This is a genomic window from Arthrobacter sp. NicSoilC5 (assembly GCF_019977395.1).
Lineage (GTDB): Bacteria > Actinomycetota > Actinomycetes > Actinomycetales > Micrococcaceae > Arthrobacter.
Window position 1 is genome coordinate 1,731,322 of the sequence record NZ_AP024660.1, and the last position, 26,200, is coordinate 1,757,521.

The window sequence follows — 26,200 nt, forward strand, 5'->3', positions numbered from 1 at the left end:
TCTGGGGGATAACGTGCCGGCTGCCATGACCGCTGTTCTTTCTGATGCTCCACCCGTTGCCGTCCTCTGGCCGTTCCTGCTCGCCGGCGGCGCGTACCTCCTGCTCCGATCCCTGATCCGTGGCGCCCGGGGCCCGGATTTCACCGCAGCAGCATCCCGGCACGCGTTTTGCATCGGAGTGATCGGCTGGCTGGGAAGTTCGCTGCTGCCGGCTGCCAACGCAGGCATCCTGCCATTACCTGGATCATCGACGGTTCCCGTGGACATTGCCCCGGCCCTCGCGTGGCCGGTTCTCGGCTGCCTGGCCGCACACGTGCTGGGGCAGCTCAGCTACCCCAAGGCCCGCGTCCAGCCGGGGAAGCTGACCGGAAAGGTGTCCCGCGTCCGCGATCTCCTTCCCCGTCCCCTCGCCTGGACGGTCACGGTGATCTTCGGCCTCTCCGTTGCCCAGGTCGTGTGGACGTCCACTCTGCCCGGTTTCGCACCACGCCCTTACTGGTCACGCCCGGATGGTGGGGGCGGCTACGCCACCTTTGGCGGAGAAGGCCGGATCCCTGGCGTGCAGCTGGCGATGTACCTGGGCGGCGCGTTGTTCGCCCTGGTTTTGGGAACCCTCGCCGTACTGCTGCTGATCAGCCGCCGCAGGCCGGTGGACGGGCTTGCCTTCGGACTCGACGCCCTGCTGCGGACCATCACCATGAACCGTCTCCTTCGTACGGTTGCGACCGTTGCGTCCGGGTTGGCGGCCATCGCGGGAAACCACGCAGCCCGGACGGATCCGGCCACCGGACCCGCGAACTGGTTCAACCCGGCCGGGGCACTGAATCTGGGCGTCCTGCTGCTGATGTTGTTCTGGTCTCCACCCAGGCTGACGGGCGCACAGCCAAGGCGCGGGCGCGCCGCCAACCGGGAAGAACCGGTCATGCGGTTATCGGTGTCGATCGGCGCCGTGATGGGACTTGCGGCGTTTGTTCCTGTACCCGCGGCAATCTTGGTCCCGGGCGCGGTTACCGGGCATCCGGCGCTATTGGTGGCCGTATCCGCCGCGGCTGTCCTGGCCGTTGTTTCACTCGGCGAACTGCTGGTGCACCGGAATTACGGGGCCACGGACGAGCCTCGGCACTGGCCCCGCCAACCGGTTCCACCCGGCCTGGCCTGCACGCTGGTTGCGGCTGCAACTGTTCTCATGGCTGCCGTCTTCCTTGTTGCGTGGCGGCAGGTTGAGCTGGGAGTGGAGCAGTCATGGCCGGTGACTGCTTGGGCCAGTGCCGGGGTTCTGCCCGTCTCGGGCCTTCCCCTGCTGCTGGCCCGCCGGCGCAGCAGCGTTCGAGGCACTGTCCCCGGACTCGACGCCGCCCTCCGCGCCATCACCGTGCACCGGGTGGTCCGGACGCTGGCCGCGTTCTTCGCGGTTCAAGCCGGTGTTTTGCTGATAGGCGCCGGCCCGAAGCTGCACAGCGCATCGCCCCTGGGCCCGGAGCCCTGGGACTTCGCCTGGCAGGCCGCGCCCGGCGTCGGGGCTGTCCTGGCAGCGGCGGGCGTGGTGGTCGCCGTGATTCCTGTCGGCGGAACAGCCCAGCGCGGTACCTCCGGACCACCGCCGGCCCAAGATCTTCAGCCAGTAGACTTGAGGCGTGAGCATCCCAACGCCTTATGAAGACCTCCTGCGCGATGTCCTGGCCACCGGCACCCATAAATCGGACCGCACGGGCACCGGAACCACCAGCGTTTTCGGGCGGCAGATCCGCTTTGACCTCTCCGAAAGCTTTCCGCTGATCACGACCAAGCGGGTCCATTTCAAGTCAGTGGCGGTGGAGCTCCTGTGGTTCCTGCGCGGCGAGACCAACATCAAGTGGATGACGGACCAGGGCGTCACCATCTGGAACGAGTGGGCGGATGAGGACGGCGACCTGGGCCCGGTCTACGGCGTGCAGTGGCGAAGCTGGCCCACCCCGGACGGCGGCCACATCGACCAGATCGCCGAACTGATCGAGAACCTGAAATCGAATCCGGACTCCCGCCGGCACATCGTGTCAGCGTGGAACGTTTCCGAACTCAACGACATGGCGCTCCCGCCCTGCCACGCGTTCTTCCAGTTCTACGTGGCCAACGGCAAGCTCTCGTGCCAGCTCTACCAGCGCTCCGCTGACATGTTCCTGGGCGTCCCCTTCAACATCGCCTCCTATGCGCTGCTCACCTGCATGGTCGCCCAGCAGGTGGGCCTCGAGCCCGGCGAATTCGTGTGGACCGGCGGTGACGTGCACATCTACGAGAACCACATGGACCAGGTCCTCAAGCAGCTGGAACGCGAGCCCTACGAGTACCCGCAGCTGAAGATCACCCGCAAGCCGGCCTCGATCTTCGACTACACCTTGGAGGACTTCGACGTGGTGGGCTACCAGCACCACCCCACGATCAAGGCGCCGATCGCCGTATGAGCACCGAAAACTTCACTGATCCCCAGTCCTTCACGGAGGAGCTGGCTGCCTCGATCACCGGCGTCGGCCTGGTCTGGGCGCAGACCTCCGACGGCGTCATCGGCAAGGACGGGGACATGCCCTGGCACCTGCCCGAGGACCTCAAACACTTCACCCGCCTCACCAACGGGCATCCGGTCATCATGGGCCGGAAAACCTGGCTGTCCTTCCCGGACAAGTACCGCCCGCTGCCCGGGCGCACGAACATTGTCATCACCCGGCAGAAAAGCTGGGCCAACACGCCCGAGGCGGAGGGCGCCGTCGTGGTTCCCTCCCTTGATGACGCACTCCTTGAGTCGCAGTTTGTCGACGGCGGCGAGACCGTCTGGATCCTGGGCGGCGGTGAGGTCTTCCGCCAGTCCACCGAGCTCGCCAACGTCGCGGTGGTTACCACCATCGATGTGGAGGCCGACGGCGACACATTCGCCCCGGAGCTCGGCGCCAGCTGGGAGGCCACCGCCTCCGTCCCGCCGGACGGCTGGCTGACGGCCGCCAACGGCACACGCTACCGATTCACCAAATGGTCACGGACCGAGGGCTAGGAACATGCTGAAGAAACCGGAAACCCTGTTCGTCCTGGGCTACATGCTGCTGCCCCTGCTGGCGCTGCTGTCCGCGATCGTGGGACTGACCATGATCCTGGGAGGCAACAAGATCGCCGGAGCCATCGTGCTGGTGGTGGTCACACAGGTGTTCACCTTCGGGGCGTTCTTCGCGCTGCGCGCGCGGAAGGCAGCCGTACTGGAGCAGTCAGACCAGGGCTAACGCTCACTGCAGCGGCATGGGGAGGACACCCCATCGCGGGCGGCCCGGGCGCGGCCTAGGCTGGGGCATGCAGCACTCTGGGGGCTGTTGAATGATATTGGGGGGAAATCCTGGTGGCAGGAACTTTATGGGGCGCCGACGTCGAGCAACTGCGGGCCCTCGCGCAGCAGTTCAACAAGACGGCGGATCTGCTGCAGCAGCAGTCGACGCAGCTGAGCAGTCAGATCAACAACAACCCGGCCTGGAAGGGCGCGGATGCCCAGCGGTTCCGCTCGGACTGGAACACCAGCCACCGGACCCTTCTCCAGCAGACCGTCTCGCGGCTGCAGCAGGAATCGAAAGTACTGCTCAAGAACGCTGATGAGCAGGAGAAGGCGAGCGGCGGGGCACCCGGCTCCGCGGGCGGCCCGGGCTTCGGCGGATCTGTCGGGCCAGGTTCCGGATCTCCCGCGGATCCTTGGGGGCCCGATTGGCTGGCCAAGGGTTCGCCATTCCGGGACGGGTGGGGTCTTCGCGGCCAGATCAAGGCGGGCTTGGATCTGCCGAAAAGCGTTTTTGGTTTGGGCACGATGGCCGCCAAAGGCCTGGACAGCTTTACTGATGCTGAACTCTGGGCCAAGCTTCCGGGCAGGAGCATCACTTACAATTTGCTGGATTCCGGGACAGATATCCTCGGACTCAAGAATCTTCAGAAATATATCCCGGCACTCAACCAATTCGGCGGTGTCTTTAAAGAGAGTCCATGGTTGTTCAAGGGTCAGGGTGCAATTCTCGAAGGCCTTGGAAAAGGCGGGCTCGGCCGGGGCCTGGGGTGGGCCGGCGTGGGCCTGAACGCTTTCGACACGGCGGGGTATATCGCGGCAGGCAAACCGGAGGAGGCCTTGTGGTCGGGCGCCAAGACGGCACTCGGCGTGGCCTGCTTCCTTCCGCCGCCTGCTGGAACCATCTGCACGGTGGTCAGTGCCGGAATCGCGATTTACGAGATCCCTGCCGTCAAGGAGTTCGTGAACAACGCGGCCAGCAACGTCGCGGATACTATGGCCAGCGCCGTGAAGGATCCTGGCCGGTTCGTCGAAGACACCGGCAAGAATCTGGCCGACCTCGGCAAGAGCGCCGCCAGCTTCCTCGGCTTCGGATAACTCAACTAAAGGACAAATTCGTGACAGCCAGCACTGAATCCATCAACCCGCCGGACACGGCGGTTGGCTTCGGCTTTGCCGAAATCGCATACCTGATCAGGAGGTTCGATACCGACGCCGCGAGGAAGTCCGCCCAGGTACTCCGACTGGAAGAGGAAGTCCAGTCGGACCCCATCTGCGTCGCGGGAGGATCTTCGCTTCTGGCCCGTGGCTTTGCCAGCGTCGATGACGACCTTGAATTGGAAGGGCCCGCGGTACCCACCGCGTACGCCTTGTCCAGGGCGGGCCGCTGGACGGAAATCAGCCTGGTCGACGGCGAGAAAACGGACACTGTGGTACACGTGGATTCCGACAAAGTATCTGTGCTGATGCAGCCCAGGACCCTGGGCACCTGGTTCGTCTTTGCCCAGGACCCCTCTATCGACGGCGCAGACGCCCAACTCTCCCTCATCAAGGAACATCGGCGGACTCATCCCGAAGGGACCGCCTTTGTCCGGGTCAAGTCGATCTCTGGGGAAGACCACCTGCTCATTCGACCGGAAGGCCTCGGCTGGGCGGTTGGCAAGGTTATCGATCCCACCCGGGATGTCGAGGAAATCACGGGCCTGGACACATACGGCCTGCTTACCCGTATTCGGGAAACCCGCGGAGAAACCACATGAGCAGCGAAGACCCACGACCGGTTCCTCCGGTCAAGCGCAAAGGCTACTACAAGCGCCAAATCCAACTGGAGGCCGAGAGGCAGGGACTCACGCCCGAGGAATACGGGGTCTATAAAGGCTCAACGGGCAGCGTGATCAAACCCGTCAATTCAGCAGGCGGACTGCTCTTTCTTGCCATCTTGATCTCCCTGTTCTCTGGCATTGTGGTGGGTGCGGCAATCATCGTCCTTACCGGTGACGGGGTCACCAACTGGGTGCAATTCGTCATCGCCTGTGTGATTGTGCTTTTCCTGGTGCCCACCTCATGGGCTTACTACTTCAAGGAACGCAAAGCGGCACGGCTGCGGAAGGCGGCTGGAAAAACACTTGAACCTCCCACCCGACGCTCAAGCAGGCCGGACTGGTAGCAGAATTGGGTCTCCGACGGTGCCGGTGAAGCACCGCCTGGCCGGGAACGGTGAGATCGTCAGCTACACGGACGAAGAGTACGGGGTCAGGAAGGATGACGGCCCTGTTCGGCCTGATGGTTTACGGCACGGTCCGGATACTTCCGGGAGCGCAAGGCGGAGAGGCTCCGCAAAGCCAGGAACCTCCCGCGGCCCGTTGGATAGCGCCTTACCCAGCCGGCCGACGTCGTAGGCTGATGGCGGCACGCAGTGACGTAACCGACTGCGCCCTTCCGGATGCGAAGTCTAAACTGGACCAATGACTACAGCAGCTACCCCTTCCGTCGGCCTGGTCGGATGGCGCGGCATGGTCGGTTCCGTCCTCATGCAGCGCATGCAGGACGAGGGCGACTTCGCCAACATCAACCCGGTGTTCTTCTCCACCTCCAACGCGGGAGGTGCCGCCCCGTCGTTCGCCGACGGTGCCGGCAAGCTCGAGAACGCGTTCGACCTCGACACCCTGGCCAAGCTGCCCATTATCGTCACCGCCCAGGGCGGGGACTACACCAAGCAGGTCCACGGGGACCTGCGCAGCCGCGGCTGGGACGGCCTCTGGATCGACGCCGCCTCCACCCTGCGCATGAACGACGACTCGATCATCGTGCTGGACCCCATCAACCGCGATGTCATCGACAAGGGCCTGGTCAACGGCACCAAGGACTTCATCGGCGGCAACTGCACCGTGTCCTGCATGCTCATGGGCCTCGGCGGCCTGTTCAAGAACGGCCTGGTGGAGTGGGGAACCTCCATGACCTACCAGGCAGCGTCCGGCGGCGGTGCCCGGCACATGCGTGAGCTGCTCAGCCAGTTCGGCACGCTCAACGCCGAGGTCAGCACGGAACTGGACGACCCGGCGTCGGCCATCCTGGATATTGACCGCAAGGTCCTGGCCCACCAGCGCACCGACATCGACGCGACCCAGTTCGGCGTTCCCTTGGCCGGCTCCCTGATCCCCTGGATCGACGCAGACCTCGGCAACGGCCAGTCCAAGGAAGAGTGGAAGGCCGGGGTGGAAACCAACAAGATCCTGGGCACCTCCGAGGAAAACCACGTGATCATGGACGGGCTCTGCGTTCGCATCGGCGCCATGCGCTCCCACTCCCAGGCCCTGACTTTGAAGCTCCGCGAGGACCTGTCCGTGGCCGAGATCGAAAAGCTCCTGGACGAGGACAACCAGTGGGCCAAGGTGGTTCCCAACACCAAGGAGGCCTCCATGGCCGAGCTGACCCCCGTGGCCGCCTCCGGCACCCTGGACATCCCGGTGGGCCGCGTCCGCAAGATGGAAATGGGCCCGCAGTACATCAGCGCCTTCACCGTGGGCGACCAGCTCCTCTGGGGCGCCGCCGAGCCGCTGCGCCGCATGCTCAACATCGCCACCGGCAACCTGTAGCTTCCAGCTGCCTCACTAGCGGCCCTCGCCCGCATAACCGTTGCTGCCCGGCACCGGTTATGCGGGAAAGGGCCGCTTTTGCGTTCCGGAATGGCGCGCCAGGAATGCGTACAGCCGTTGCCGCAGCTCTCCTGGCCGGTTCAGCTGCTGCCAATTGATCCGGAAGACTGCCCAACCCAGCTCCTGCAATGCGTTCTCCCGGCGCCGCTCCGCGATCAGCACATCCGCCGCCGGCTTGTAGTCCGTGTACTTGGCGACGCCGTCGAACTCGATAATCACCCGGGCGTCGGGGTCCGCGAAATCCGCCCGGAAAATGCCCTCGCGGGTGGTGATCCCAACCTGCGGTTCGAACATGCGCAGGCCAAGAGAATGCAGCATCAGCCTGGTCCGGGTCTCCCCCGGGGACTCGGACCGGGCATCCAGAACAGCCAGCAGGTCCCAGGCGCGCCTGCCGCCGCGGACCACTGGACTGTCGTTCAGCAGCTGCCGCATGGCCTCGATGGACGCACCCTTGCGCAGCGCGTGGTCACCGATCACAGCGGCCTTTTCCAAGGGCAGGATACGTGCGCAGTCCAGCACGGTCCGCTCGGCACTGGTGGTAAGGACTTCCCGCCCGTCGGGCGTCCACAGTGAAGCTTTCTCAGCTTCCGCGAGCGGCAGCCTGTGAGTCCGGACGTCCCTTCCTGCGCTGGCCTTCGAGTTGGCGTACTGGGTTGTCACGTGCACGGCGGGCCCGCCTTCCCAGACAAAAAGCCCCCGCAACAATGCCGCGCTCACGTGGCTGTACCGGGACCGGCCGTGGGTGGACTCGAAGTGGGCCATCAGCCGGGCCTGGTCCCGGTCCCATTCTTTGAGCCCATGCCAGTTTCTGCTCCGGACGTAGGCTCCCCGCCGCAACCGGAGCACGGTACCGCTCTTCACGGCCGCAGTCAGCACACGGTCGTCCAGCCCGGCAGCCGCCAATTGGCGGGTTGACGCCACCACCTGCTTGGGCCAGCGATGGTCGACGTGGGCCTGCAAATCACCGGAATTCATTGTCCAAGGTTCGACGGCGGACACCGGCATCGGAAGCACGGGACGCCGCTATGTGGATGGCCCGCGGTACGAGCGGCCCTTACCCGCACAACCGTTGCTGCCCGGGGCCGGTTATGCGGGGCGGGACCGGTTAAGCGGCCAAGGACCGGTTATGTGAGGGCTGGAAGCACGTCAGGTGGCCAGGAACGTCGTGTAGCGCCGGCCGGCCTTGGCCAGGGCTGCCTGCGCCGCCGGACCAAGCGGCCGGGCTTCGTCGAAGAGTTCAGGTACGACGGCGGCACCCGGCCCGGTGCCCTTCAGCGCCCAGGTGCCAACAACCTTCCCCGCGGCAACCACCGTCTTCTTGAAGACTCCGTTCCCGCCGGGCACGATCAGGTCGGAGTGCTCCGGCGCCAGGACGAGGCTGCGGTCTGTGTAGCCCAGGACAAACTCATCAAAACCCGGCAGCAGGTGGACGGACCGGCCGCCGGGCACTCCGGAGTCCAGCAGCGCCGCCACCTCCGGGGACAGCCAATAGCTGGTCCCCGCGAACTCCAGCTCCACCAACTCGCGCCGGACGTGTTCAAACGCCGTGCGTACCTCGGTCAGCGGCAGCTGCGTCCACCAGGCGAAATCGCGGAGGGTGGCTGGCCCGTGGCTGCGGAAATAACGGAGCAGGAACTCGGCCAGGGCCGCCTCACGCTCAAGGCTCCGGGATGCCGGTATCCATTCGTCGAACGCAGCGATCAGCTGCTGGTTGCCGGCCAAGGGCCCCAAAACCAGCCAGCCGTGCCGGCAGAGCGAACCCAGGAGATGAATCCCGCGCTGGCCCAGCGTCGGCTGGCCTCCGTCGTCGAACACCCTGAACAGAGCGGTGCGGCTGACGGGGCCCTCCGCCGAGATGTGTTCCAGCGCGAGGTCGCGGGCCTTCTCCACGTCTGCCCACATAATCTCCAGCTGCCGGTGACGGCCCGCGATGCTCCTGGTGAGCCTCTCGGCCGTGAGGTCCAGCATCCAGCGCAGGTCCTCCGGAGCCACGAGGTGCAACGTCCCGCGCATCGGCCAGGACCGCACCACTGTGCCGGCATGGATGGCCGCCCGGACATCGGTGATTCCCGCCCCGGGCACGCGGACACCCACCGCCCAGAGTGCCGCGGGCAGGTCCTGGGCCTGCATGGCGGTCATCCAACGGACCAGCCCGGGCACGGAGGTGGCCTCAATCCCGGCGAGCCGCTGGGACACCAGCCGGAGCCTGCCGACCATCCTGCCGTCGCGCAGGGCACCAAATGCAGCCATGCGCCCATCCTAGGCCGGGCGCGGCCCTGCGGGGACGGCTAGAGTTCGAGGCCGATGAGCAGCGGCTCCGGGTGCAGCGAAATGCCGAAGTGGCGTTCGACGCCGGCCCGCACCTCCCGCGCGACAGCCACCATGTCGGCGGCGCTGGCGGAGCCACGGTTGGTGATGGCCAGGGTGTGCTTGGTGGAAAGCGACGCCCGGCCTCCGGCCACGCCGTCGTCTTCCAGGCCGAAGCCCTTCCCGAAGCCTGCTTGGTCAATCAGCCATGCGGCGGAGAGCTTCACCATCCCGTCCTGCCCGGCAGGATACCGCGGAGCGTTTTCCGGCAGTTTGTCCGCGACGTCAGCCGCCACGATCGGGTTGGTGAAGAAGGAGCCGGTGGAGTAGGTGTCCCGGTCCGCGGCGTCCCACACCATTCCCTTGGAGGCACGAAGGCGCAGGACTTCGCGGCGGACGTCGTTCGCGTAGGCGCGCTGGCCCACTTCCACACCCAGGGCCCGGGCCAGCTCGGCATAACGGATGGGCGCGCTCATCCGGCCCAGCGGCAACTGGAACTCGACGGTAAGGACCACATACCGGGGCGAGCCATTGACGGTGGTCTGCTTGAGGATGGAGTCCCGGTAGCCGAACTTCAACTCCGAGTTGGTGAAGGTCTGCACGGCGTTCCGCTCGCGGTCCCAGGTACGGACGGCGGCGATGGTCTGGGAAACGTCGGCACCGTAGGCACCCACGTTCTGGACCGGCGTGGCCCCCGTTGAGCCGGGGATCCCGGACAACGCCTCGATACCGGACCAGGCGTGGCGTACCGCGTGCTCCACCAGCCTGTCCCAGTTGTGGCCGGCCTGCACTACAACGGCCACTCCCCCGCATGAGTCCTCGGCGTTGACCGTGAACCCCTCGGAGGCGATCCTGATGACGGTCCCGGGGAACCCGTCGTCGGACACCAGGAGGTTGGACCCGCCGCTGACGATCAGGACTTGTTCCCCGGCGGCATCCGCCGAGCGGACCGCGTCGATGATCTCAGCCTCGGTGCGGGCCTCGATGTACTTGCCGGCAGGGCCTCCGACGGCGGAGGTGGTCAAGGAGGAAAGAAGCGTGGAAGTCACCTGTCCACGTTACTTGAAGATACTGCGGGGGCGCAGTGACGCGCAGTACCTTCAGGCCAGCTTCCGGGCCACCGGGGAGAGGACAAAGCTCACCGCGAGCATCACCATCACGGCCAGCAGCGAATGCAGGATGCCCACGTGCTCGGCCAGCAGCCCCAGCAGCGGCGGCCCGCACAGGAATGCGGCATAGCCGATGGTGGACACCACGGACACCCGGGCGGCAGCCATCGCGGGGTCGTCGGCTGCGGCGGACATGCCCACCGGGAAGCCCAGGGATGCTCCCAGGCCCCACAGTGCGAGCCCCACGTAGGCAAGCCACGGCACCGGCGCAAAGACGAAAATGCCCAGGCCCAGCACAGCCATGGCAGCGCAGCACCGCATCACGGGGACCCTGCCAAACTTGTCCAGCAGCACCGTGCCGGCAAAGCGCCCGATGGTCATGAACGTGACAAAGAGTCCGTAACCGGCGGCGCCGGCAGCGTCGCTCTGCCCGTGCCCGTCGGCCAGGGCCAGCGCCACCCAGTCCCCCGCGGCGCCTTCGGCCAGGGCCAGGCCGAGGACCAGGACGCCCAGGAGCAGGGTCCGCCGGTCCCGCCACGCCTGTGCGATCTTCCGCTTGTTGTCCAGCGGCGCGTCACCGGAGGCGGTTGCGGGAGCGATGACCGGAATTGGCCCGGTGCTGGGATCCTCGAAGGTGTCCGGGGAGTAGCTGCGCTCCCCCGCTACCGGGGTGATGTCGGCACGGAACCACGACGCCGCCGTCGCCACCGAAACAGCCACCACCGTCCCTGCCGCCGCGAGGTGCCAGAACACGGGCAGCGACACTGCCGCGGCGAGGGCACCCAGCCCCGCGCCTGCCACCGTTCCCAGGCTGAAGGCACCGTGGAGCCGCGGCATGATGTGCCGGCCCACCGCGCGTTCCACCGCGGCGCCTTCAACGTTGGATGCCGTGTTCCAGCTTCCGGTGCCCAGGCCAATGATGGCCAGGCCGATGGCGGTTGCCACCGGGCTTGCCAGCACGGTTGTGCCAAAACCCGCCGTCAGCAGGCCTGCGCCCACCATGATGCTGCCTGTCCGGATGGTCCGCTTGGAGCCCAGCCGCAGCACGATCAGCCCGGACGCAGACACGGAGGCGAAGGACCCCAGCGTCATGCACAGCAGGATGACGCCGATGTTGCCCGGGGTGAGGTCCAGGGTGTCCCGGATAGCGGGCAGCCGGGACACCCAGGAGGCAAAGGCAAGGCCGCTGGCGCCGTAGGCCACCACGACGGCGTTCCGCCAGGCAGTGACCTGCCCGGCCGTTGCGGTGGTTCCTGCAGGAGTGGTCAAAAGGTGCAGCTCAAGACAGCTTGACGAGGGCCTGGGCCTTCATCAGGACTTTTTGCCCGGCGGAGACAACGGTGAGGTCGACGCGCGCGGTGCCCGCATCGGCGTCGAGCTTTCCGATGGTGCCGCTGACCTCGATGGTGGCCCCGGGCTGGTCGGTTCCGGTGGTGTCGGTCACCAGGACCGGCTTGGTGAAGCGGGTCTGGAAGTCAACGACGGCGGCCGGGTCGCCCGCCCAGTCCGTCACCAGCTGGACGGCGGAGCCCATGGTGAACATGCCGTGGGCGATGACGCCGGGCAGTTCCACGCCGTTGGCGAAGGCCTCGTTCCAGTGGATGGGGTTGAAGTCGCCGGACGCCCCGGCGTACCTGACCAGGTCGGTGCGTGTGACCTCGATGGTGCGGCTGCCGATTTCCTGGCCGGCGCTGAGTTCGTTGAAGGTGGGGCTCATGGTTACTGTCCCTCTCCGCGGACCAGGATGGATGACGTGGTGGTGGTGACGGGTTCCCGCGAATCACCGGAACCGAGGGCGAAGATCTCCGAGCGGGTGGTGATCATGGCGCCGCCGCCCATGGCACGGACGCCGTCAACATGCAGTTCGGCAACGAGCCGGTCACCGGCGACGATGGGCCGGTGGTGGGTGAAGCGCTGGTCTGCATGGACCACGCGGGAGAAGTCGATGCCTGCTTCCGGGTCCTCGATGAGCTGTGCGTCGGCACGCTGGGCGATGATGATGGCGAAGGTGGGCGGTGCCACCAGATCGGCGTGGCCCAGGGCCCTGGCTGCGTCCACGTCAAAGTGCGCGGGATGGGTCGCCTTCACGGCGCGGGCGAACTCACGGATTTTCTCGCGGCCGACGTCATACACCTCTGCGGCAGGGTAGCTACGGCCCTGCAGGTCCGGATTGATAGTCATGGATTCCAGCCTATCGTTGCCACGCCCTTCAAAAGACGCCCGCTGCACTGGTATGATGATTTCATCATTCCATCAATTCGCTGTTTCCGGGGTGCCGGGCAGCCATCGCGCACAGGAGCGCCACCTTTGATGCTGTCTTCCGCCCAAGCCCCGCTCTACGAGATCAAAGCGAACCTTTTCAAGGGCCTGGCCCACCCGGCCAGGATACGGATCCTTGAGCTGCTGGCCGCGGCGCCGCAGGAGTCTGCCCCGGTGAGCTACCTCCTGGCAGAGACCGGGCTGGAGGCCTCGCACCTCTCCCAGCACCTGGCCACCTTGCGGAAGCACAAGGTGGTGACCTCCGCACGCAGCGCCAATGCGGTGACGTACCAGCTCGCCCACCCAGGAGTCTCGCAGCTGCTGGCCATCGCCCGGACCTTCCTCGTAGACAGCCTGGCCGGCTCCAATGAGCAGCTGCGGCTGGCACAGCAACTGCCGGCGGAACACCTGGCCGGCGGGTCAGCCAAGTGACCGCCGACCCGGTCACCGCCCGGGGCACGGCCGCGGGGAGCATCACCCGGTTCCTGCCCTCCCGGAAGGATTACGCCGGGCTTGCCGGCACCTGGCGTACCGACCTGCTGGCAGGAATCACCGTGGGCATTGTGGCGTTGCCGCTGGCCCTGGCGTTCGGCGTCAGCTCCGGGGTGGGTGCCGAAGCGGGCCTCATCACGGCGATCGTGGCCGGGCTGGTGGCGGCCGTCATGGGCGGCTCCCCGGTACAGGTGTCCGGGCCCACGGGAGCCATGGTGGTGGTGCTGGCCCCCGTGGTGGCGGTCCACGGCATCGGCAGCGTCGCCCTTTTGTCCCTGATGGCAGGGCTGCTGGTCTGCGCGCTCGGCTTCAGTGGCCTGGGCCGGGCCGTGGCCTTCATCCCCTGGCCCGTCGTGGAAGGCTTCACGCTGGGCATTGCCGCCATCATCTTCCTCCAGCAGGTTCCGCTGGCCACCGGCACGTCCGGCACCCCGGGGCACAACACCCTCCTTGCCGCAGTGGAGGCGGCAGCGGGCGCTGCCGCCGCGACCGTGGTGCTGACGCTCGCGCTCGTGGCGGGAGTCGCCGTCGTGATGGTCCTGGTGCAGAAGCTGTTCCGCGCCCTGCCGGCCAGCCTGCTGGCGGTACTCCTGGCGACCGCCGCCGCCGAAATCCTGCAGCTGGACGTCCCCCGGATTGGTGCACTCCCGCATTCCCTTCCGGCACCGTCCCTCCCCGCCCTGGACCCTGCTTCCCTTGGCAACCTGGCAATGCCCGCCGCCGTGGCTGTCGCCTTCCTGGCTGCCATCGAGTCACTGCTCTCGGCGCGCGTGGCCGCCGGGATGGCCGGGCCGGACGGCAGGCCCACCGGCCCCTACAGCCCCGACCGTGAGCTGATGGGACAGGGCCTGGCTTCCATCGCGGCCGGCCTGTTCGGCGGGATGCCGGCCACCGGAGCCATCGCACGGACCGCGGTCAACGTGCGGTCCGGCGCCAGGACCCGCCTGGCCGCAGCGGTGCACGCCATCGTGCTGCTGGGCATCACCTACCTGGCCTCGGGAATGGTCAGCCGCATCCCGCTGGCAGCATTGGGCGGGGTCCTGATGGTCACGGCAGTACGGATGGTCTCGCGGCGCACCATCACCGCCATCCTGCGTTCCACCCGGGCAGACGCCGCGGTCTTCGTGCTCACGGCCGTCATCACGGTGGCATTCGACCTCATCGTTGCCATCCAGATAGGGCTGGCCGCGGCCGCCCTCTTCGCACTGCGGAAATTCGCTTCACTGAGCGGGGTCCAACGCGAGGAGATTCCCGGTCCGCGGTTGGAAGGAGACGAACACATCGCAGTTTTCCGGCTGGATGGAGCGATGTTCTTTGGTGCCGCCGAGCGCATCCTCCAGGAGATCAGCCAGGTCAAGGACGTGCAGGTGGCCATCATCAGGTTGTCCCAGTTGCGGATGCTGGACGCGACCGGCGCCCACGCCCTGGTGGAGGTCATTTCCGCGCTGGAGCTGCGCGGCATCACCGTTTTGCTCAAGGGTGTGCGGCCTGACCACCTTGACCTGGTGACCAACGTGGGCGTGATCCGTTCCCTGCGGCACCACAAGCACCTGTTCGACCGGCTCCCGGATGCCGTGGAACATGCCCGCAGCCACGTGCTGCGGAACGCGGCGGCTAGCGCCTGAGGTTTTTGCGGATCGCCTGGCCGCGCACCACGATGCCCACGACGTGGAGGACCAGCCCGAGCCCGATGAGGGGCAGGGAAGCCATGGCCAGTGCCTGGTTGCCGCTGGTGTTGCCCACCAGATTCAGGATGATGCCGACGGCGATCAGTCCCATCGCGCTGAAGACCAGGACTTTGTAGCGGGTGGGCGCGGTGGCCCAGAATTCGTTCAGCACCGTCCAAGTCTACCGAGTGCCCGGCCACCCCGGCGGGCGGGCCGGGCCCCGGTATCAGAACAATGCTTCCTGCACTGCCGGCACCTCTGAGGCATACTCCCCCAGCACGACGGTCCGGGCAGCCAGCTGGGACAGGTTCACCACGAATTCGGCGTCCGTTCCGTCCAGCCGGGCCAGCGCGTTGGCCCCGCCCAGGGCTGCGATGCTGAAACCGTGCCGCCCCTGGTCCAGGGCATGCGGATAGGCGTGGCGGGACGCGCTTCCGTACAGGGCATCAGCATGCGCGGGACGCAGCCACTGCTCCTCCACGGCCTGAAAGCCGTCGACGGCGGTGCGCGCCAGCAGGGCCCGTACGTCACCGGCGGCGCGGGAATTGGCTTCGTCCACCGCGCCGGCCGGCAGCGGCCGGAGCAGCGCCTCCGCCTTCGCGGCCGAGCGCACCTGCTGGGTCAGGCCGACGCCGGCCGTCACCAGGTCCTCGAGGACCCGTACCACCCGGCCATCCTCCGCCCTGGCAACATACCTCGCCACTGCGGCCCCCTGCTCCGCCAGCCGGTTCCACTTCCGCGGGCCGGAGGCCGTTCCCACCTTGGTGGCGCCTCCCGCGAACGTGGCCACGTAGAGCCAGTGTTCCTGCATCAGGTAGTCCCGCAGGCCGGGGGTCACCCTGCCGCCACGGTGGAAGTCGTGCATCAGGCGGGACTCGTCAAGTACGAAGCACCGCTCGCACTGCTTGCCCCGAAGGGCCGGGGCGGCGGAGCCGCACAGGATGTGGCGGCGGGAGCCCGCTGACTGGACCTGGACGTGGCCCAGGCAGAACCGGCCGGGTTCCACCACCTTGAAGCCGAGCCGGCTGCCCGCCCTGAGGCTGAGCTCCCGGAAGTCCCCCTCGGGTGACTGGAGGCGCAGGACCGGGCCGCCGGCGTCGTCCGCTGGGGTTGAGGCAGGCGGGCCATCCCAAAAGACCCCGTGGACCAGATAGCGGGTATCGGTCACGGGGTCTCCTGAAGTGATGGGTGGCGCTACAGCGCGGGCTGCACCCCAAAGGCTACCGCGAGCTTCATGATCTTTTCGGCGCGGCCCAGGCGGGGCAGGTCGGAGCCGTCACGGATGACGCGCCCGTTGGCTTCGAAGTCGTTCATGAAGTCGGTGGCCCAGGCGACGTCCGACGGCGTGGGGCTGATGACCTCGTTGATCACCGGGGTCTGGTCGATGGCCAGGCAAAGCTTGCCGGTCATGCCCATCATCACGGTGATGCCGGTCTGCTCGCGCAGGATGGGGTGGTTGGTGCCGACGGTGGGGCCGTCGATGGGGCCCGGCAGGTTGCCGACGCGGCTGGCGACGACGAGCTTGGCGCGCGGGTAGGCCATGGCCTCCGGGGTGGCAGCCATGCCCGTGTCGCGGCGGAAGTCACCGGAGCCGAAGGCCAGGCGGAACGCGCCCTGGGCCTTGGCGATGTGGTTGGCTTCCTCGATGCCGAGCGCGGATTCCACCAGCGGGATCACGGGCGTCTTGCCGTCCATGCGGTGGTAGCTCTCGGTCACCTGGTCAGCGGATTCGGTCTTGGCGAGCATGACGCCCAGCAGGCCGGGCGTGCCGCGCAGGCCGGCCAAGTCATCGGCCCAGAACGGGCTGGTGGCGTCATTGATCCGGACCCAGGCCTTACCACCGGCGGTCAGCCAGTCGATGACGTTGTTGCGGGCCTGGTCCTTCTGCGACGGGTCCACCGCGTCTTCAATATCCAAGATGATCGAATCGGCCCGGGATACGGCCGACTGGTCGAAGAGCTCCGGCTTCATGGCATTGACCAGCAACCAGGAACGGGCGATCTCTGCAGGGATATTGCGTTCCGGCCTAACGGTTTCGGCGGCGATGGTAGACGTCATGCTTTCTACAGTATCCGGCCTGCAAGCGGCACGGCGAAGAAAACGGCCGGCTTGTGAGGATCAATACGAACTAAACGGGTTATGACCGGGCCCTAACGGGAAGCAGGTAGCAGTAAGTGTCGTTATGAGGTTCCATAACGACACTTACTGCTACCCAGTTGGGCGGCGTCAGGGGATATTGCTGCCCCGCGCGGTGACCCACAGCTTGTACCAGTCGGCACGGGTCAGCGCCCCGGCCACGCGGGCGGCGTCCGCGCATGCCCGGATCCGACCCGGATTGACCGTGCCAACGACCGGTGCGATCCCGGCCGGATGCTTCATCAGCCATCCCAGGAGGACGGCCTCGCCGGAGGCGCCGTATTGGTCCGCAAGCTGCGCCACGAGTTCTGCCGTGGCGGCCCCGGCTGACGTGGGGCTCCCGGGTTCGGCACCGGTGTAGGCGCCGCGGGCCAGCGAGCCGTACGCCTGCAGGGTGATGTTGTTGCGGGTGCAGTATTCCAGCGTGCCGTGCGGAAAACTGTAGTCCAGGTGTTCCGGGTGGTTGACCAGGACCTGGCTTTCCAGCCACGCCCGCTTGAGCAGGCTCATCTCCAGCTGGTTGGCCACCACAGGGGTCTCCAGCCGGTCCTGCAGCACCTCGATCTGGGCAGCGGACATGTTGGACACGCCCAGTTGCCGGACCTTGCCTTCGGCCATGAGCTGTCCGACGGCGGCTGCCACCTCCGCCGGGTCCGCCAGGGGGTCCGGTCGGTGCAGCAGGAGGATGTCCACGTAGTCGGTCCGCAGCCGGCCGAGGCTGCCGTTGACCCGTTCCAGGATGGCCTCCCGGCTCAGGTCGTAGTGGGTCTGCAGGCCACGCTCGTTCAGCCGGATGCCGCACTTGGTCTGCAGCCGGATGCGCTCCCGCAGGCCCGGGGCCGCGGCCAGCACCTCACCGAAAACGGCCTCGGACTTGCCGCTACGGTAGATGTCGGCGTGGTCGAACAAGGTGATGCCCGCGTCCAGGGCGGCCTGGACGGCAGCAGCGGCCTGGTCCACATGGTCAGCCCCATGCGGCTCGTCAGACCAGCTGCCGCCCAGTCCCATGCACCCGTAGATGACTTCCTGCATCAGCCCCGGTCCCCCGTCCGGACTCCCTGCTTTGGCAGTCCCCGGGTGCCCGCGGGCTCCGGGATCAGCGCAGCCATGCGGTGGTGTTGGCCGGCAGCTTGCCGTCCTCCAGCGGGGCACTGCTGACCAGGACCGCACCGGCGGGAAGGTCGACGGCGGTGTTCCCGAAGTTGGTCACGGACTGCCACCCGTTGGGGCGCTTGAAGTGCAGGACGTCCGGGTTGCCGTTCTCCACCCACTCAAGGTCCTCGTCGGTCAGCAGTTCGCGGCGCAATTTGAGTGCCTTGCGGTAAAGCTCCAGCGTGGAGCCCTCGGTCCCGTCCTGGGCCTCGACGGCGTACGTGCTGAACCAGTCCGGCTGCGGCAGGTGGGAACCGCCATCGCCGAAGCCGAAGGACGTGCCTTCCACCTTCCACGGCAGCGGCACGCGGCAGCCGTCACGGCCGATTTCCACGCCCTTGTTGCGGAAGAAGGACGGGTCCTGGCGTTCCGATTCGGGAATCTCGGCCACTTCCTGCAGGCCCAGTTCCTCACCCTGGTAGAGGTAGGCGGATCCGGGGACTGCCAGCATCAGCAAGGTGGCGGCGCGGGCGCGGCGCTCACCCAGTTCAACGTCCAGCTGGTCCTTGGGGCCGCCGGCGAGCAGCCAGTCCTTGCCGTCCTGGCCCTTGGCACCGGCCTTCGCCTTGGCCACCTGCGGCAGGCCGTAGCGGGTGGCGTGGCGCACCACGTCGTGGTTGGAGAACACCCAGGTGGAGGAGGCACCGGTGGCCGCCGCCTCGGCAAGGTTCCGGGTGATGATTTCCTTGTACTCGGCGGCGTCGAAGTCGGCCTGCAGGAGGTCGAAGTTGAACGCCTGGCCCAGGCCCTGCGGGCTGGCGTAGCGGGCCCGGCGGGTGGCGTGGACCCATGCTTCAGCGACGGCGGTGCGCGGCGGGTTGTACTCGTTGAACACCTCGCGCCATTCGGCGTAGATTTCGTGGACTTCGTCGCGGTCCCAGAACGGGTGCGTTCCGTCGTCGAATCCGTCCACGCCGGTGTTGGCGGCGCTCAGTTCTAGCTTGGACAGCAGCGGCTCGGTGAGGTCCTTGGTGAGGGCGTGCGCCACGTCAACGCGGAAGCCGTCCACGCCCCGGTCCGACCAGAAGCGCAGCGTCTTGAGGAAGTCATCCCGGATTTCCCGGTTGGACCAGTTCAGGTCCGGCTGCTCCTTGGCGAAGATGTGCATGTACCACTGGCCGGGGGTGCCGTCGGGTTCGGTGATGCGCTCCCAGGCCGGTCCGCCGAACACGGAGTCCCAGTCCGACGGCGGAAACTCGCCGTTGGGGCCCTTGCCGTCCCGGAAGATGTAGCGGTCGCGGGCCGGGGAGCCCTTCGGGGACGCCAGCGCTTCCTGGAACCACTTGTGGCGGTCGGAGGAATGGTTGGGGACGATGTCCGCGATCAGCTTGATCCCGGCGTCGTGCAGTGCCTTGGCCATCTCGTCGAAGTCAGCCAGCGTGCCCAACTTGGGGTCGACGTCGCGGTAATCATCGACGTCGTACCCGCCGTCGGCGAGCGCGGACGGGTAGAACGGGCTGAGCCACACGGCGTCGATACCCAGCGTCTTCAGGTAGGGGACCTTGGCGGTGATGCCCTTCAGGTCGCCGATGCCGTCGCCGTTGGAGTCGGCGAAGCTGCGGGGGTAGATCTGGTAGACGGAGGCCTGGCGCCACCAGTTGGGGTCGGCCAGACGGTCAGAGTCGGACAGGGTTGCCAGAGTGGCGGTGGTGGACAAGGACTGACCCTTTTCTTCAGTGCGGCTATATTTATATTGAGTCTAAATTTACTTACTCAAGTATTATCTGGTGCTTTGGACAGGAAGGTCAACAGGATGCCTGAACCGGTTCCCGCTACTCCCCAACTGCTGCGGCGGGTCAGTGCCGGCGCGGTCCTGGAGTTCATGCGCGCCTCAGGGGCTGTCACCGTCACCGACGTCATGGCAGCGACGGGCCTGACCCGCGCCACCACCATCGCCGTCTGCGAGGACCTGGTCCGGCGGGGCTGGCTCCTGGAACTGGAAAACCAGCGCGAGTTCGGCGGGTACCGGAAGGGCCGCCCGGCCCGGCGCTTCGAGCTCAATGAGCGGGCCGGCGTGGTGCTGGGCATGGACATTGGATACTCAAAGGTCACGGTGGTGGTCTCCGATCTCCGGGGTACGACCATGGCCCGGTCCAGCCGCCCCTTCCAGGCCGGCGAGGTCGGCTCCCGGGAGCGGATCGCCTTCATTGACGGCGTCGCCATGGCCGCACTGCGCTCCGCCGCGACGGATCCCGGGCAGGTGCTGGCCGTGTGTGCCGGTGTGGCAGCACCAGTGGACCGGCACGGGGAGGTGGTGGCCACGCAGGAGTTCTGGGGACTGTTCGACCTGGGACTGCCGCCGGCACTCAAAGCAGCCCGTGGATGGACCGTCCTGCTGGAAAACGACGCCAACCTCGCTGCCCTGGGTGACCGGTGGCAGGGGGCCGCCGCCGGCATCGACGACGTCGTGGTGATTTTGGCCAGTGAACGGCTGGGCTCCGGCATCGTGGAGGGCGGCCGGCTGGTGCATGGAACCCGGGGCAGCGCCGGGGAGCTCGCCTACCTGAACCTGGTAGAAGGCGTAGGCGATACATACGGCATCGCCCATCTGGCCCGCACGTGGGCCGCCGAAGCGCTGGCCACCGCCGCACCGACGGCCCTCCGGGCCTTCCAGCCCGGGCGTGTGGAGGCCGAACAGGTCTTCGCAGCAGCAGCCCAAGGCGATGCGGTGGCGTTGGGGATCCTGGACCGGCTGGCGGACAGGATGGCGCGCGTTATTGGCACCGTGGCCACCATGCTCAACCCGGAACTGGTGGTGATCGGCGGCGGCGTGGCGGATTCCGCCCACGTGCTCCTGGCCCCGATCAGCGAGCGCCTGGCCGGGTACACAGCCACCCCCGCCCGCGTGGCAGTATCCCCGCTGGGCGATTCGATCGTGACCGTAGGCGCGGTGCGCCGCGCCCTGGACTACGTGGAGGGGAATTCCCTGGACCTGGTGCTGGCTGCGGCCGCTACTCCGGCATGACCATGGTGCGCAGGTCCAGCTGACGGAGCACCCGGTCCGCCACCTCGGGGTCCATGTCCGGCTCGTTCCGCGCCGCCACCACTTCCTGCCGCGCCGCGTCCAGCGCGATGGTCTGGACGGCGATGGCCAGTTCGCGTCCCCGCTGGCGCTTTTCGGCCAGCGGTTCGTTCCGCAGGCTGCCGTCCGTCAGTTCCGCGTGCAGGCGGCGCATCCGGTCCTTGACCAGCGTTACCTTTTCCGGCGGCAGGTCCGTCATCAGGTCGTGCTGCTTCAAGGCGGCGACGGCCGCGGCCTGGGCGCGTGCGGCGAGCAGCCGGACAGCGTCGCGTTCCGCCGTTCCATCCTCGGAGGCCTTGAGGACACGCATCAGCCACGGCAGGGTCAGGCCCGGGAGGACCAGCGTGGCCAGCAGCACCGCGCAGGCAATGACCAGCAGATAGTCCCGCCCCGGGAACGGCGTGCCGTCCGCCAGGGTCAGAGGAAGCGCCAAGGCCAATGCCAGGGTGGCCAGGCCGCGCATGCCGCACCAGGTCAGGATGAGGACTTCCTTCAGGGACGTGGGCTGCAGGACGTTCTTCCGTTTCCGGGCACCCAGTGCCAGGACGGCCAGCCACAGGAACCGGACAGCGAAAACCAGGACGCAGACCACCGCGGCCACTCCGATCATGCCGAAGATCTCCGCCCCCTCATCGCGGATGACATGCCTGATTTCCAGCCCCACCAGGCCGAATGCCAGCCCGGTAACCAGCAACTCCACCACATCCCAGAAGGCGTTCCGGGTGACACGCTCCGCCGCGTCCTGCGGGCGGGCATGGCGCTGCATTTCAAGGGCCGTGACCACCACGGCGATAACGCCGGAGGCGTGCACCTCCTCGGCGAGGATGTAGGCGGCGAAAGGCACCACCAGGGTCACCGCGCTCCTGGCCACCATGGACGTGACCAGCCGGGTGACCAGCGCGATCAGCCAGCCCATGGCAATGCCCACCAGCACGGCGAGCGCCGCGCCCATCAGGAACTGCAGGACGACGTCGGGCCCCACCTTGGTGCCGCCCACGGCTGCTGCCACGGCTGCCTGGAAGATGACGATGGCCGCGGCGTCGTTGAACAACCCCTCGCTCTGGAGGACGGTGATGAGGCGGCGCGGCATGTGCACCCGGCCTGCAACGGATTCCACCGCCACAGGGTCCGGCGGCGCCACCATGGCACCAAGGGCGATGGCCGCGGGGACCCCGATGCCGGGAATCATCAGCCACGCCGCTCCGGCCACCACCGCCGTGCTGATCACCACCAGGGCCACGGCCAGCATGATCAGCGTCCGCCACCGGACACGGAACACCGCCCACGAACTCCGCTGGGCGGTGGCGAACAGGAGCGGCGGAAGGAAGATGGGCAGGATCAGGTCCGGTTCAATCTCCAGGTCCGGGAAGCCGGGAATGAACGTCAGCGCCGCCGCCAGGAGGAGCATCAGGACCGGGTATGGCAGCCGGAGCCTGTCCCCCAGGCCCACGGCCACCACCGTGGCCAGCAGCAGTCCAATGATGAGTGCGAGCTGGTCCATAAGCCTCTTCGCCGCCGGCTATGCGCGGGGTTCCAGGGCTGCCGCCACGGGAAGGGTGCCGTCGCGGAATTCGATGGTCCGGCCGGCAGTCTGGGGAAGGTCCAGCACGGCCGCTGCCACGATGGCCGTATTGGCACGGGAGGTGTCCCGGTCCCCTTCCGGTGAGGGGTCGACGTCGATCAGACCGGTTCCGGGCTTGTCCGTCAGCGCGCCGGGCCCAAGGATGGTCCACGCCAGGCCGGTGCCGCGCAGGTACTCGTCCGCTGCAGCCTTGGCTTCCGCGTAGGCAAAGAAGCTGTTGTCCTCCGGCACCCCGTGATCCTTGCCGGCACCGAAGTAGGAGACCATGATGTACCGGTCCACGCCGGCCTGGGCCGCGGCATCCATGGAGCGGATGGCGGCGTCCCGGTCCACCGCGTAGGTGCGTTCGGGATTGCCGCCGCCGGCCCCGGCCGACCAGACCACGGCGTCATGCCCGGCAAGGGCATCGGCGAGGGCGCCCGTCGTCGAATTTTCCACGTCCAGGACCAACGGCGTGGCCCCGGTGCCGGCGACGTCGTCTGTGTGCTCGGGATTCCGGATGAACGAGGTGACGGAATGGCCTTCGCCGGTGAGAAGGGCGGACAGGAGGAGGGCCACTTTGCCGTGGCCGCCGATGATGGCGATGCGTGTCATGCACCCATTCTGCCTGCACGGCGCCTTCACGCAGAGCCATTTGGCGTTGAACAGGGCCTTTATGCACTGTTGGGAATTTCCGCCTTTTCCTGTTTCGACTACTTCCCCAGGCAAGTGCGCTGTCTGGATAGCTGAAGCGTTCGTTCTGGTTGATGTGTTCACCCTCTTCGCGGTGCAGCCACGGGCCGGGACGGCAGCGGTTCAGCGGGCACGGTAATGCAGGTACACCACCCCGTTGCCGAACCGGTGGTCCTCCAGTAACTCCAGCCGTGCCTGCAGCCCGTCCGGCAGGAAGCGCAGGCCGCCGCCGACGGCCACCGGATTAATGAACAGCCGGCATTCGTCCACCAGCCCGGCTTTGAGGGCGTGTGCCGCGAGGGTGGGGCCGCCGATGCTGATGTCCCGGCCGCTGTCCTTCTTCAGGTCCCGCACGGTTTCCGGGAGGAACTGCCGCTCGAGGCGGGTCTTCGAAGTACTGGGCGTGTCCAGTGTGGTCGAGTAAACCACCTTGTCCGCCGCCTGCCAGATGCGGGCGTAGTCCTGGATGACCGGCGGCTCATCCCGGGTGTCCATGGTTTCCCAGACCGACATCACCTCATACATCCGCCGCCCCAGGAGGTACGTGCCGACGTCCCGTTCCATGTCATTGATGAAGGCGTGGACTTCCTCATCCGGAGCGGACCAGTTGAAGTTGCCGTCCCTGTCTGCCGTGTAGCCGTCGATGGACAAGATTGCGGAGTAGATCAGCTGCGCCATGGGCCCATTCTGCCGGGCCAACCCTTCGCGGAACAGGCCTGCCGCGAGGTTTGCGGCCGGCAGGCGCCCTGGCCGGGTCAGAGCAGGTTCGCTGCCAGGGTCCTGGCGATGAACGTGCCGTAGCGGTCGGCGGACCATCCCCGCTTGATCACCAAGGTCTCGTAAAGTTCGGCGGCGGTGGAGGTGAACATGACGTCGGCAGCTTCGGCCGTGGTAAGTCCGGGCTTGAGGAGCCCCCTGCCCACCAGCTGCCGCGCATTGTGCAGCATCCGGCGGTAACGGGCCTCGTCCACATCCCGCAGCAGTGCGGCCATGGAAGCGTCCCCGCTGGCCGCCGCGTCCCTGATGAGGAGGTAGACCGGGGCGCCGATGGGACTGATCTCCGTGGTGAACCGGCCGAACCGCTCCATCAGCCGTGCCGGATCCGTTTCCGTCGCCTGGGCCAGATCAGACCTCTGCTCCGCCGGCGGACCGCCCGCACCGAGGAGGCTTTCCTCGTAGATGGCGCGGACCAGCCCCGCCTTGCTGCCGAAGTTCTTGTAGACCGACTCGGCGGATACGCCGGCAGCGCGCGCAATCTCCGCAATGGTGGTCGCACCAAATCCTTGCGCAAGGAACAGTTCCCGGGCGTGCGCACGGACGCTGTGCAGCGACTCCGCGGCCAGCTGCCGGCGCCGCCGGGCGTCATAACTCCGCTTGGCGGGGCGTTTGCCGGAGGCATTGACTGGGCTCTGCATGCGGTCATAAACTCCAATCAATACAGTTCACTGTATTGAAATTAATCTAACAGGTCACAGCCTCGCCCCGCGAGGCACCAAGGAGCATTTCCATGGACACGCCAAACGGCGTGGACCGCCTCCCCGACGGCCCTGTTCGCCGAATGTTTTCCGCGACACAGCGGCGCGACCTCGATGCCATGGTGGCCGAGTTCGCCGACGACTACGTCAACATCACCCCCAACCACCCCGCCCGCAGCTTCACCGGAAGCTCACAGGTGCGGAAGAACTGGTCCGCACTGTTCGCGGGGATCCCGGACATGACCGTCACAGTGCTGGACTCGTCAACCGGTACCGGCGGAAACGTATGGGTCGAATGGGGGTCACATGGCAGCCGCCTGGACGGCACCGCCGTCGAGCAGGCAGGCGTCGCCATCTTCAGCCTCCGCAACGACCGGATAGCGGCCGTGAGGTTCTACCTGGAGCCTGTCGAAAGGGACACGGCGGACGTGAATGCCGCCGTCCAGGCCGTCACCGGAGCAGGAACGGAAGGAGCAAGGCCATGATCCTCCTGGTCGGAGCCACGGGTGACCTGGGCGGCCGGGTGGCACGGCTGCTGCGTGAATCAGGGCAGGATGTCCGCTGCCTGGTCCGGCGCACCACCGACGATTCGCCACTCCGGGCGATCGGCGCGGAAGTTGCGCGCGGAGACCTCACCGAGCCTGCCACGCTGCCGCCCGCGTGCGAGGGCGTCCAAACCGTGGTTGCCACGGCGACGGCGATAAGCCGCCGGCTCGCGGGGACCAGTTCCGCCACCATTCGGGACGTCGACGAGGTGGGCATGGGCCACCTCATCGACGCTGCGGAGGCCGCCGGCGTGCAGCGCTTTGTCTACCTGTCCTTCCCCATCGGCAGCGCCAGCCTCCGGACCCCACTGGAACAGGCCAAGCTCGCCATTGAACGGCGGCTGGCGGGCTCCCCCATGCGGGCCGTGGTGGTCCGCTCCGACGGCTTGCAGGAAGTCCAGCTCAGCCGCGCCGCCCGGTTCGACCTCGCGGCGGGAAAGGCAGCCGTCATCGGCAAGGGCGACAACCGCCGCCGGCTGGTGTCCACCGGGGATATTGCCGCCCTCCTCGCCGCCGTGGCGCTGGAGCCCGATCCGCCGTTACAGATTGACGTGGGCGGACCTGAGCCGCTGAGCAAGAAAGAGATTATTGCACTGGCAGGGGAACTGGCCCACCACCCGATGAAGGTGCAGCGCATGCCACGCCCCGTGGCGCGGGTGGCCACGCTCATGCTGCGGCGCAGGAACGACGCCATGGCTTCCGCACTGGGCGCCGGGTTGTCCTCGGACATCGAGGTGGCCACCTGGGATGACACGCCCCTCCGCCGGCGCGGGATCGACCCGAAGTCCGTCAGCGACTTCCTCAAGGAGCAGGCGCAGGCGTTGTCCGGCCGCTGACGGCGCG

28 protein-coding genes are annotated in these 26,200 nt (G+C 67.2%); 13 read left to right on the forward strand and 15 right to left on the reverse strand.

Going from position 1 to position 26,200, the window contains the following annotated elements; all coding sequences use genetic code 11:
• The first annotated feature begins 25 nt into the window (after positions 1-25).
• The 8 genes from LDO22_RS08080 to asd all read left to right on the forward strand — a co-directional run bounded on the left by LDO22_RS08080 (position 26) and on the right by asd (position 6,879).
• On the forward strand, positions 26-1,657 hold the full coding sequence (locus LDO22_RS08080) for a hypothetical protein (protein ID WP_224026680.1): 1,632 nt from the start codon (positions 26-28) through the stop codon (positions 1,655-1,657).
• Positions 1,635-2,438 (forward strand): thymidylate synthase, encoded by an 804-nt coding sequence (locus LDO22_RS08085; RefSeq protein ID WP_224026681.1) that lies wholly within the window; start codon positions 1,635-1,637, stop codon positions 2,436-2,438. The genes LDO22_RS08080 and LDO22_RS08085 overlap by 23 nt, the downstream gene beginning before the upstream one ends.
• The gene (locus LDO22_RS08090) at positions 2,435-3,019 is read left to right on the forward strand and encodes a dihydrofolate reductase (protein WP_224026682.1); all 585 of its coding nucleotides are present in this window, start codon (positions 2,435-2,437) and stop codon (positions 3,017-3,019) included. Before LDO22_RS08085 ends, LDO22_RS08090 begins: the two co-directional genes overlap by 4 nt.
• 4 nt (positions 3,020-3,023) lie before the next feature.
• On the forward strand, positions 3,024-3,242 hold the full coding sequence (locus LDO22_RS08095) for an NF038396 family protein (RefSeq protein WP_141159734.1): 219 nt from the start codon (positions 3,024-3,026) through the stop codon (positions 3,240-3,242).
• Between the two features lie 113 nt (positions 3,243-3,355).
• The gene (locus LDO22_RS08100; protein ID WP_224026683.1) at positions 3,356-4,381 is read left to right on the forward strand and encodes a hypothetical protein; all 1,026 of its coding nucleotides are present in this window, start codon (positions 3,356-3,358) and stop codon (positions 4,379-4,381) included.
• Positions 4,382-4,401: 20 nt separating this feature from the next.
• A complete protein-coding gene (locus LDO22_RS08105; protein WP_224026684.1) occupies positions 4,402-5,043 on the forward strand; it encodes a hypothetical protein in 642 nt (213 codons plus the stop codon).
• Entirely contained in the window at positions 5,040-5,450 is a 411-nt protein-coding gene (locus LDO22_RS08110; RefSeq protein ID WP_159631328.1) for a hypothetical protein, read from the forward strand. Before LDO22_RS08105 ends, LDO22_RS08110 begins: the two co-directional genes overlap by 4 nt.
• A gap of 298 nt (positions 5,451-5,748) precedes the next feature.
• Positions 5,749-6,879, forward strand: coding sequence for an aspartate-semialdehyde dehydrogenase (gene asd, locus LDO22_RS08115; RefSeq protein ID WP_224026685.1), 1,131 nt, complete (start codon positions 5,749-5,751; stop codon positions 6,877-6,879).
• Positions 6,880-6,936: 57 nt separating this feature from the next.
• Here the strand turns inward: asd and LDO22_RS08120 are convergent, their stop codons facing one another.
• From LDO22_RS08120 to LDO22_RS08145, 6 genes are all read right to left on the reverse strand, one after another.
• Positions 6,937-7,914, reverse strand: a complete 978-nt coding sequence (locus tag LDO22_RS08120) for a type IV toxin-antitoxin system AbiEi family antitoxin domain-containing protein (RefSeq protein ID WP_224026686.1) — start codon at positions 7,912-7,914, stop codon at positions 6,937-6,939.
• Positions 7,915-8,085: 171 nt separating this feature from the next.
• The gene (locus LDO22_RS08125) at positions 8,086-9,189 is read right to left on the reverse strand and encodes a winged helix DNA-binding domain-containing protein (protein WP_224026687.1); all 1,104 of its coding nucleotides are present in this window, start codon (positions 9,187-9,189) and stop codon (positions 8,086-8,088) included.
• Between the two features lie 38 nt (positions 9,190-9,227).
• On the reverse strand, positions 9,228-10,295 hold the full coding sequence (locus tag LDO22_RS08130; RefSeq protein ID WP_224026688.1) for a UDP-N-acetylmuramate dehydrogenase: 1,068 nt from the start codon (positions 10,293-10,295) through the stop codon (positions 9,228-9,230).
• A gap of 51 nt (positions 10,296-10,346) precedes the next feature.
• A complete protein-coding gene (locus LDO22_RS08135; RefSeq protein WP_224026689.1) occupies positions 10,347-11,624 on the reverse strand; it encodes an MFS transporter in 1,278 nt (425 codons plus the stop codon).
• A gap of 10 nt (positions 11,625-11,634) precedes the next feature.
• On the reverse strand, positions 11,635-12,072 hold the full coding sequence (locus tag LDO22_RS08140) for a MaoC family dehydratase (protein ID WP_224026690.1): 438 nt from the start codon (positions 12,070-12,072) through the stop codon (positions 11,635-11,637).
• Positions 12,073-12,074: 2 nt separating this feature from the next.
• Complete coding sequence (locus LDO22_RS08145) at positions 12,075-12,536, reverse strand: MaoC family dehydratase N-terminal domain-containing protein (protein ID WP_224026691.1); 462 nt, start codon at positions 12,534-12,536, stop codon at positions 12,075-12,077.
• 129 nt (positions 12,537-12,665) lie between these two features.
• Between LDO22_RS08145 and LDO22_RS08150 the strand changes: the two genes are divergently transcribed.
• Entirely contained in the window at positions 12,666-13,046 is a 381-nt protein-coding gene (locus tag LDO22_RS08150) for a metalloregulator ArsR/SmtB family transcription factor (protein WP_159631312.1), read from the forward strand.
• Entirely contained in the window at positions 13,043-14,731 is a 1,689-nt protein-coding gene (locus LDO22_RS08155; RefSeq protein ID WP_224026692.1) for a SulP family inorganic anion transporter, read from the forward strand. Before LDO22_RS08150 ends, LDO22_RS08155 begins: the two co-directional genes overlap by 4 nt.
• Here the strand turns inward: LDO22_RS08155 and LDO22_RS08160 are convergent.
• The 5 genes from LDO22_RS08160 to LDO22_RS08180 all read right to left on the reverse strand — a co-directional run bounded on the left by LDO22_RS08160 (position 14,721) and on the right by LDO22_RS08180 (position 19,718).
• Entirely contained in the window at positions 14,721-14,945 is a 225-nt protein-coding gene (locus LDO22_RS08160) for a DUF3188 domain-containing protein (protein WP_224026693.1), read from the reverse strand. The two genes, LDO22_RS08155 and LDO22_RS08160, sit on opposite strands and share 11 nt — an antisense overlap.
• Positions 14,946-14,999: 54 nt before the next feature.
• Positions 15,000-15,941 (reverse strand): DUF2797 domain-containing protein, encoded by a 942-nt coding sequence (locus tag LDO22_RS08165; protein WP_224026694.1) that lies wholly within the window; start codon positions 15,939-15,941, stop codon positions 15,000-15,002.
• 26 nt (positions 15,942-15,967) lie between these two features.
• Positions 15,968-16,831, reverse strand: coding sequence for a CoA ester lyase (locus LDO22_RS08170; RefSeq protein ID WP_141942759.1), 864 nt, complete (start codon positions 16,829-16,831; stop codon positions 15,968-15,970).
• Between the two features lie 168 nt (positions 16,832-16,999).
• Positions 17,000-17,941 (reverse strand): aldo/keto reductase, encoded by a 942-nt coding sequence (locus LDO22_RS08175; RefSeq protein ID WP_224026695.1) that lies wholly within the window; start codon positions 17,939-17,941, stop codon positions 17,000-17,002.
• 64 nt (positions 17,942-18,005) lie between these two features.
• Positions 18,006-19,718: a glycoside hydrolase family 13 protein gene (locus LDO22_RS08180; RefSeq protein WP_224026696.1), complete on the reverse strand. Its 1,713-nt coding sequence runs from the start codon at positions 19,716-19,718 to the stop codon at positions 18,006-18,008.
• A gap of 96 nt (positions 19,719-19,814) precedes the next feature.
• Between LDO22_RS08180 and LDO22_RS08185 the strand changes: the two genes are divergently transcribed.
• Positions 19,815-21,026: an ROK family protein gene (locus LDO22_RS08185; protein ID WP_224026697.1), complete on the forward strand. Its 1,212-nt coding sequence runs from the start codon at positions 19,815-19,817 to the stop codon at positions 21,024-21,026.
• Here LDO22_RS08185 and LDO22_RS08190 read toward each other — a convergent pair.
• The 4 genes from LDO22_RS08190 to LDO22_RS08205 form a co-directional block, all read right to left on the reverse strand.
• The gene (locus LDO22_RS08190; RefSeq protein WP_224026698.1) at positions 21,013-22,584 is read right to left on the reverse strand and encodes a Na+/H+ antiporter; all 1,572 of its coding nucleotides are present in this window, start codon (positions 22,582-22,584) and stop codon (positions 21,013-21,015) included. The two genes, LDO22_RS08185 and LDO22_RS08190, sit on opposite strands and share 14 nt — an antisense overlap.
• Before the next feature lie 18 nt (positions 22,585-22,602).
• Entirely contained in the window at positions 22,603-23,259 is a 657-nt protein-coding gene (locus LDO22_RS08195; RefSeq protein WP_224026699.1) for an SDR family oxidoreductase, read from the reverse strand.
• A gap of 201 nt (positions 23,260-23,460) precedes the next feature.
• Complete coding sequence (locus LDO22_RS08200; RefSeq protein WP_224026700.1) at positions 23,461-24,015, reverse strand: dihydrofolate reductase family protein; 555 nt, start codon at positions 24,013-24,015, stop codon at positions 23,461-23,463.
• Between the two features lie 77 nt (positions 24,016-24,092).
• Positions 24,093-24,752, reverse strand: a complete 660-nt coding sequence (locus LDO22_RS08205) for a TetR/AcrR family transcriptional regulator (RefSeq protein WP_159631292.1) — start codon at positions 24,750-24,752, stop codon at positions 24,093-24,095.
• A gap of 92 nt (positions 24,753-24,844) precedes the next feature.
• On the opposite strand from LDO22_RS08205, the gene LDO22_RS08210 reads away from it, so the two are divergent.
• Both LDO22_RS08210 and LDO22_RS08215 read left to right on the forward strand, forming a co-directional pair.
• The gene (locus LDO22_RS08210; RefSeq protein WP_224026701.1) at positions 24,845-25,297 is read left to right on the forward strand and encodes a nuclear transport factor 2 family protein; all 453 of its coding nucleotides are present in this window, start codon (positions 24,845-24,847) and stop codon (positions 25,295-25,297) included.
• On the forward strand, positions 25,294-26,193 hold the full coding sequence (locus tag LDO22_RS08215) for an NAD(P)H-binding protein (protein WP_159631288.1): 900 nt from the start codon (positions 25,294-25,296) through the stop codon (positions 26,191-26,193). Before LDO22_RS08210 ends, LDO22_RS08215 begins: the two co-directional genes overlap by 4 nt.
• The last annotated feature ends 7 nt before the right edge of the window (positions 26,194-26,200 follow it).

Coding starts and splice junctions, on each gene's coding strand:
- LDO22_RS08080 (WP_224026680.1), top strand. CDS start 26: ATGACCGCTGTTCTTTCTGATGCTCCACCCGTTGCCGTCCTCTGGCCG.
- LDO22_RS08090 (WP_224026682.1), top strand. CDS start 2,435: ATGAGCACCGAAAACTTCACTGATCCCCAGTCCTTCACGGAGGAGCTG.
- LDO22_RS08095 (WP_141159734.1), top strand. CDS start 3,024: ATGCTGAAGAAACCGGAAACCCTGTTCGTCCTGGGCTACATGCTGCTG.
- LDO22_RS08110 (WP_159631328.1), top strand. CDS start 5,040: ATGAGCAGCGAAGACCCACGACCGGTTCCTCCGGTCAAGCGCAAAGGC.
- asd (WP_224026685.1), top strand. CDS start 5,749: ATGACTACAGCAGCTACCCCTTCCGTCGGCCTGGTCGGATGGCGCGGC.
- LDO22_RS08120 (WP_224026686.1), bottom strand. CDS start 7,914: ATGAATTCCGGTGATTTGCAGGCCCACGTCGACCATCGCTGGCCCAAG.
- LDO22_RS08125 (WP_224026687.1), bottom strand. CDS start 9,189: ATGGCTGCATTTGGTGCCCTGCGCGACGGCAGGATGGTCGGCAGGCTC.
- LDO22_RS08140 (WP_224026690.1), bottom strand. CDS start 12,072: ATGAGCCCCACCTTCAACGAACTCAGCGCCGGCCAGGAAATCGGCAGC.
- LDO22_RS08145 (WP_224026691.1), bottom strand. CDS start 12,536: ATGACTATCAATCCGGACCTGCAGGGCCGTAGCTACCCTGCCGCAGAG.
- LDO22_RS08150 (WP_159631312.1), top strand. CDS start 12,666: ATGCTGTCTTCCGCCCAAGCCCCGCTCTACGAGATCAAAGCGAACCTT.
- LDO22_RS08170 (WP_141942759.1), bottom strand. CDS start 16,831: ATGACGTCTACCATCGCCGCCGAAACCGTTAGGCCGGAACGCAATATC.
- LDO22_RS08175 (WP_224026695.1), bottom strand. CDS start 17,941: ATGCAGGAAGTCATCTACGGGTGCATGGGACTGGGCGGCAGCTGGTCT.
- LDO22_RS08185 (WP_224026697.1), top strand. CDS start 19,815: ATGCCTGAACCGGTTCCCGCTACTCCCCAACTGCTGCGGCGGGTCAGT.
- LDO22_RS08190 (WP_224026698.1), bottom strand. CDS start 22,584: ATGGACCAGCTCGCACTCATCATTGGACTGCTGCTGGCCACGGTGGTG.
- LDO22_RS08195 (WP_224026699.1), bottom strand. CDS start 23,259: ATGACACGCATCGCCATCATCGGCGGCCACGGCAAAGTGGCCCTCCTC.
- LDO22_RS08200 (WP_224026700.1), bottom strand. CDS start 24,015: ATGGCGCAGCTGATCTACTCCGCAATCTTGTCCATCGACGGCTACACG.
- LDO22_RS08205 (WP_159631292.1), bottom strand. CDS start 24,752: ATGCAGAGCCCAGTCAATGCCTCCGGCAAACGCCCCGCCAAGCGGAGT.
- LDO22_RS08210 (WP_224026701.1), top strand. CDS start 24,845: ATGGACACGCCAAACGGCGTGGACCGCCTCCCCGACGGCCCTGTTCGC.
- LDO22_RS08215 (WP_159631288.1), top strand. CDS start 25,294: ATGATCCTCCTGGTCGGAGCCACGGGTGACCTGGGCGGCCGGGTGGCA.